This window comes from Longimonas sp. (genome assembly GCF_040409695.1).
Classification (GTDB): Bacteria; Bacteroidota; Rhodothermia; order Rhodothermales; family Salinibacteraceae; genus Longimonas.
The window spans coordinates 1-6,452 of the sequence record NZ_JARWGJ010000143.1 but is presented as its reverse complement, the minus strand read 5'-3'; the positions used below and the strand labels follow the sequence as shown (position 1 = coordinate 6,452).

4 protein-coding genes are annotated in these 6,452 nt (G+C 60.6%); 1 reads left to right on the top strand and 3 read right to left on the bottom strand.

Annotated elements, in window-relative coordinates; translation table 11 throughout:
• Window positions 1-138: 138 nt before the first annotated feature.
• Together PPP56_RS08890 and PPP56_RS08885 are read right to left on the bottom strand one after the other, a co-directional pair.
• Entirely contained in the window at window positions 139-1,311 is a 1,173-nt protein-coding gene (locus PPP56_RS08890) for a carboxypeptidase-like regulatory domain-containing protein (RefSeq protein ID WP_353563689.1), read from the bottom strand.
• 86 nt (window positions 1,312-1,397) lie between these two features.
• On the bottom strand, window positions 1,398-1,994 hold the full coding sequence (locus PPP56_RS08885; RefSeq protein ID WP_353563688.1) for an isochorismatase family protein: 597 nt from the start codon (window positions 1,992-1,994) through the stop codon (window positions 1,398-1,400).
• A gap of 310 nt (window positions 1,995-2,304) precedes the next feature.
• Between PPP56_RS08885 and PPP56_RS08880 the strand changes: the two genes are divergently transcribed.
• Window positions 2,305-3,186, top strand: a complete 882-nt coding sequence (locus tag PPP56_RS08880; RefSeq protein WP_353563687.1) for a bacteriorhodopsin — start codon at window positions 2,305-2,307, stop codon at window positions 3,184-3,186.
• A 422-nt stretch (window positions 3,187-3,608) separates the two neighbouring features.
• Here PPP56_RS08880 and gcvP read toward each other — a convergent pair.
• Window positions 3,609-6,452 (bottom strand): aminomethyl-transferring glycine dehydrogenase (gcvP, locus tag PPP56_RS08875; protein WP_353563686.1); only part of this gene is annotated, 2,844 nt, incomplete at its 5' end.

The window sequence follows — 6,452 nt, the reverse complement described above, 5'->3', positions numbered from 1 at the left end:
CAGGTGGCCGCGTATCGCGATGCAGAGGCCTACGTGCACTGGCGCTTGCGCACAGCGGTCCTTAGCATGATGCACGCGTTCAACCTGGTCGGGCGCGCCTCGCATCCCGCATAGCACGACCCGAGCGCCCCAGAGCGACTACTGCCACGGACGGTACTCCTTGGGAAGCTGGTCGGCTACGCGTTTGAAGGCGAAGTACCCGGAGCGTGTGACGCCGTAAGGGTCCACGACGTCGCCTTTGTAGTCGATTGTAGCGGGGCCGCGTTCGAGCCAGATCTGTGATGTCTGGAATCGCTCGCCGCGCCGCGTACCCCCTCGCTGCGTGAAGCGCTGCTGCCATGCGCGGTAGGCATCGGTCTCGGTGGCGCCTGTGTAGACTACCTCCACAGCGCCCTCGAAGTCGAGGATGCGCTCGTCGGCTGTTTCGCCCGGCTTCAGAATATCGCTCAGATCATCCAGTGGAAATCGATTGCCGCTCATGCGGGGCGGCGGGCTAAACGGACTGTCGGTGGCGGCGGGCATCGACGACATGGGCCGCATGTACAGCCTGAACTGCTGGGCCTCGGGCTGCTCTGCCAGCAGGGCGAGCATAAGATGATGAAACGACCCCATGAAGGCTGTGCGGCGACGCTCGTCCCACGCCGCCTCCTCTTGCATCGAGCCGTCGAGCGCCTCAAAGAGCGGCTCGCCGTCCCATCGTGTGCGTGAGTCGGTGGTGTGAAACTCTTTCAGGAAGAACGTGAGTCGGTAGCCCAGCGCATTGTTCTCGATTTCGAGAGGCGCAGCGGCAAAGGCCGTGAGGTTCGACACGCGTCCGGAGAAGCTGAGCACCTCCGGGTTCAAGATTTCGACATCCGCAGCATTCGGGGAGGCGCCGATGAACGCTTCCTTGAAGCGCTCGAACCGCCGCAGCCAGGCGTCGTCGCGCTCCGCTTCGACCACGACCTCGCCGATTTCAATCGGGGCGGGCTCCAGCGCAATATCGATGACCTCGATGGCGCCTGGGCGCAGGTTCAGATTGCGCGCTTCGGGTGCGTATCCGAGTACGGTAACGTACAGCCGCTGAGCCCCGGCCGGTATGTTGCGAAGCTCGTAGCGTCCGTTTTCATCGGCGGCTACGCCGCGTGTGGAGCCTGCAATGATCACATTGGCACCGGGCAGCGGATCGCCGGTCTCCGCATCGGTAATCAGACCAACGAGGGTGGCAGGACTCCGTGCCTGCTGGGCGTGGGCAGCGGGAGCAGAGCAAACGCTCAGCATCCCTATGCCCAGTGCACCAAAGAGAAAGAAAAGAGCCGACGGAAAGCGCATGTTCATACCCATGGAGTGCATGGTATTTAAGCAAGAGGCCATTTAAGCAAAGAAGCCGTCTGTATGACGGCAAGAGGCCCGGAAGGTTACAGCTCTTGGTGAGTCAACGAGTGAGCCTGTGATGCGATAGCAGGATGTGAGAGGCCGTCGCGGAGGAGCGGCTGCACCGTCTTAAACAGATCCGTATCGGCTCGGCGAAGCCACTCAAAAGCGACCATTTCACGGGTTGCGATGGTGGCGCCGGCAGCGCGCATGCGCTCAAGGGCGCGCTGCTTATCGAGCGGACGACGCGAGCCGGTGGCCTCATCAACCACGAACACGTCGAGGCCCGCGCTGGCAGCCTCCAGGACCGTCTGCTGAACGCACACGTGCGCTTCCGTTCCGAAGATGACCCACTGCGTAACCTGATCGCGTAACGAGCGCGCACGATCGGTCTGCATCCAGGAGAAATGCATCTTCTGGTGGATGCGAGACGGGTTGAGCCGTGTCCGAAGCGCGTCTACGGTCGAGCCCAGTCCCTCAGGATATTGCTCGGTTGCGTGAACGGGAACGTCGAGATGCGAGGCAATCTCGGTGAGCCATACGCCTGAAGCAACGACGTGCTCGTGCTCGTGAATGGCAGGCGCCAGGCGGGCCTGTACGTCAATGCAGATCAGGGCACTTGCTTCACGATCTATAAGCATGGTGAGCCGTTGGTCAAATGAGTATGTCAGTTAAATAAAAGCATGTCAACAGAGCATACACGGTGGATGGTAAACAGGATGACCCAAATGTAATATAGTCGTTTTGTCGATTGTTGCTTAACGACCGCAAGAGCCGGTATATTTTCACACATGCTGCTACCCAACACTGTAGTTACAAATTGCAAACAGTAAAACGATAAAGTTACTTTTTGGAGTTGATCGGTCAGGGGGCGAAGAGGTATTATAAACGCGTGGCAATCCGGCGCCGCACCCTGTCATCACCCATCGAATAACTGAGAGGCTTCAACATATGGAAGAACTCATTGCACAACTTGGTAATGCAACCTTTGAAAACTACGTAGGGCTCGAATCGGGCTACACGGAGATGGCCTACCAGCTGTCGGCACACGTGCTGACGCTCGGGTACGCGGTCATGCTCGCCGGCCTGCTCTTCTTCGTGCTCACCATGAACACGGTGAAGCGCAAGTTCCGGATTTCGAACGTGCTTTCGGTCGTCGTTATGGTCTCGGCGTTCCTGCTTCTGCTCGTGCAGCAGCAGAATTGGCTTAGTGCCTTTCAGTACGACACGAGCACAGCTACGTACATGCTGAGCTCCACCGACCCGGGCGATCTGTTTAACAACGGATATCGCTATCTGAACTGGCTCATCGACGTTCCGATGCTTCTGTTCCAGATCCTGTTTGTGGTAACGCTTACGACAAGCAGCTTCAGCTCGGTACGTAACCAGTTCTGGTTCTCGGGTACCGGTATGATCCTTACCGGATACGCAGGTCAGTACTACGAAGTAACCGACCCGACCCTCTACTTCATCTGGGGTACGATCTCGACCCTGTTCTTCTTCCACATTCTGTATGTGATGAAGCAGGTCATCGACCAGGGTAAAGAAGGCGCTCCGGCGAAGGCCCAGCAGTACCTCGGTTCCATCTGGACGCTCTTCCTCTTCACGTGGATGCTGTATCCCGGTGCCTACCTCATGCCGTACCTCTTCAGCTTCTCCGCTGAGCCGGCCCTGAGCGAAGCCGCCGTTGTTGGACGTCACATGACGTACACGGTTGCTGACATTGGTTCGAAGGTCATTTACGGTATCTTCCTGACGCTCGCTGCTCAAGAGATGAGCAAAGCTGAAGGATACGACTGGGAAACCATGGGAGAAGACGCAACGGCCGCATAACGCAGCCGACAGCTTGATCCCCACGTCCTCATGATGTGCGCTCTGTGCGCCGGACGTGCCGACAATGTAAGGCCCCTCTGGCCATCGTGCCAGAGGGGCTTTACTGGTTGGTAGTAGTCTATCTCCAACTGTCCCGATATGGTTTGTGGGGCTGTGTAGACGTGGCCTACGGAGTGCTGTTTTGCGGGCTCCTGTGCTGTTGTTCATACAGGTGCGCCCCGCAATCGCTTCGTCTACCGCGCTATGCGTCTTGGGCGAGTAGCTCCGAATGCCCAACGCCCTGTCAGATAGCCCCAAGCAGGTTATAACCCCAACAGTGCGCACACAAAAAAGCGGCGCGCTCCTCTACGGTCAGGAGCGCGCCGCTTCATGTGAACGCGTGTCATGAACGCGTGCCACGATAAAAGAGCAGAGGGTGTGCGCTATGCCACGCCTTCTTTGTACGCCTCCATGGGCGGGCAGGCGCACACGAGATTACGATCTCCGTAAGCATCGTCGACGCGGCGCACCGTAGGCCAGAACTTATCGTTGCGGAGGCGGTCCAGCGGGAAGGCTGCCTGCTCGCGCGTGTACGGCTGCGTCCACTCGTTGGCTGATACGCTCTCAGCAGTGTGAGGAGCCTGGGTCAGGACGTTGTGCTCCGCATCCGCCATGCCGAGCTCAACGGCCTGAATCTCTGACCGAATCGCGATCATCGCCTCGCAGAAGCGGTCGAGCTCGTCTTTCGACTCGCTCTCGGTTGGCTCCACCATCAGCGTACCTACCACGGGCCAGCTCATTGTGGGCGCGTGGAAGCCGTAGTCCATCAGGCGCTTGGCCACGTCCTGCTCGCTAATGTTGAGCTCCTTGCGGAAGCGGCGGAGGTCGAGAATAAACTCGTGCGCCACGCGGTTATTGGCGCCGGTGTACACGATATCGTAGTGCGCGCTCAGGCGCCGCGCCACGTAGTTGGCGTTGAGAATCGCGTTTTTGGTGGATGCGGTGAGTCCCTCCGCTCCCAGCATCTTGATGTACGCCCAGGAGATCAGCAGGATGAGAGCACTGCCGTACGGCGCAGCCGAGACGGGCGCGATAGCATGCTCGCCGCCCACGTCTGCCAGCGGGTGCCCTGGCAGGAACGGTGCCAGGTGCTCGGCCACGCAGACCGGACCCACGCCAGGTCCGCCACCGCCATGTGGAATGCTAAACGTTTTGTGCAGGTTCAGGTGGCAGACATCCATTCCGATCTCGCCCGGACGGCACACGCCCACCATCGCGTTCATGTTGGCGCCGTCCATGTACACCTGTCCGCCATGCTCGTGCACGACGTCGCAGACCTCACGGATATGCGTCTCAAACACGCCGTGGGTAGAGGGATACGTGACCATCAGCGCAGCCAGGTCGTCGCTATGCTTCTCGGCTTTCGCGGTCAGGTCGTCCAGATCAATGTCGCCGTTCTCGGCACAGTCGACCGTAACGACCTTCATGCCGACCATAGAGGCGCTGGCTGGATTGGTGCCATGGGCCGATTCGGGGATCAGGCAGACGTTGCGATGGCCCTCGCCCCGGTGCTCATGGTAGGCGCGAATCAGGAGCAGGCCGGTGTATTCGCCCGAAGCGCCCGAATTGGGCTGCAGCGATACGTCGTCGAACCCGGTGATCTCGGCAAGCCAGGTTGAGAGCTCGTCGATCACCTGAGCGTAGCCGTCTGCCTGCTCAGCCGGGGCGAACGGGTGCATCGTTCCAAAGCGCGCATCCGAAATCGGCATGAGCGACGCCGTCGGGTTCAGTTTCATCGTGCACGACCCGAGCGGGATCATGCTCGTGGTAAGCGATAGGTCTTTCGCCGAGAGGCTATGGATGTAACGCGTAAGCTCCGCCTCGGAATGATACGTGTTGAAGACCGGGTGCGTCAGGAAGTCGGTGGTGCGCTGGAGTGGACCGTCGTACCCGCTGTCGAGCTCAGCAGCGATTTCGGTGGCGTCGAGCGAGCGTCCGTTCTGCGCGCCGAAGATGCGGAGCAGGGTGTCAAGATCGCTCGCCGTGGTCGCCTCGTCGAGCGCAATGCCCACCGAGCCATCGTCATAGTAGCGAAGGTTGACCTCATGCGCCTCCGCTGTGGTGCGAATGTCCTGCGCGGTGAGGCCGTCAGGATCTACGCGCAGCGTATCGAAGAACGCGAAGTGGCGAAGGCTATGCCCGAGCCGGCGCAGCCCCTCAGCAAGCGTCTGCGTAGCGTCGTGGATGCGCGTAGCGATTCGTGCGAGCCCCTCCGGACCGTGGTAGACCGCGTACATGCTGGCCATCACCGCGAGCAAGACCTGCGCGGTACAGATGTTCGACGTGGCACGTCCGCGACGGATATGCTGCTCGCGGGTCTGCAGCGCCATGCGCAGCGCAAGGTTGCCCTCCGCATCCTTCGACACGCCAATCATGCGTCCGGGCATCTGGCGCTTGTGCTTGTCTTTTGTCGCAAAATACGCCGCGTGCGGACCGCCGTAGCCCATGGGCACGCCAAAGCGCTGCGTGCTTCCCAGAACGACATCTGCCCCCCAGGAGCCGGGCGCTTCAAGGAGCGTCAGGCTCATCAGGTCGGCAGCCACCGCCACATACGCGTCGTGCTCGTGCGCATCCGCACAGAACGCCTCGTAATCGCGGATGGCGCCGTCGGTGTTCGGATACTGCACGAGTCCACCAAAGAAGTCGTCGGTGAAGTCGAACGCCTCCGCATCCCCCACAACCACCTCAATGCCCAGCGGCTCGGCACGAGCCTGCACCACCTCGATGGTCTGCGGATGGCAGTCGGCCGCCACGAAGAAGTGGCGGGCGTCCTGGCGGCGCGTAACGCGGTTCAGCATCATCATCGCCTCGGCAGCGGCGGTGGCCTCATCCAGCAGCGACGCGTTGGCGATCTCCATGCCCGTCAGGTCGATCGTCATCGTCTGAAAGTTCAGCAGCGCCTGCAGGCGACCCTGCGAGATCTCGGCCTGATACGGCGTGTACTGCGTGTACCAGGACGGATTCTCCAGGATGTTGCGCTGAATCACCGGAGGCGTAACCGTTTCGTGGTAGCCGAGCCCGATGAACGAGCGGTACACGTCATTCTCAGCCGCGTACGCGTCGGCATCGGCAAGCAGCGCGCGTTCGGTAACCGCGTCGGGCAGGTCGAGTGGACGGTCGCTGCGGATTTCGGCAGGAATGGCTTCGTCGATCAGAGCGTTGAGCGATTCGGCACCGATCTCATCGAGCAGGGCAGCACGGTCGGCCGCAGACGGGCCGATGTGGCG

What these genes read in the sequence shown, in the direction of transcription:
- PPP56_RS08890 (WP_353563689.1), bottom strand. Translation starts at nt 1,311, where the DNA reads ATGCGCTTTCCGTCGGCTCTTTTCTTTCTCTTTGGTGCACTGGGCATA.
- PPP56_RS08885 (WP_353563688.1), bottom strand. Translation starts at nt 1,994, where the DNA reads ATGCTTATAGATCGTGAAGCAAGTGCCCTGATCTGCATTGACGTACAG.
- PPP56_RS08880 (WP_353563687.1), top strand. Translation starts at nt 2,305, where the DNA reads ATGGAAGAACTCATTGCACAACTTGGTAATGCAACCTTTGAAAACTAC.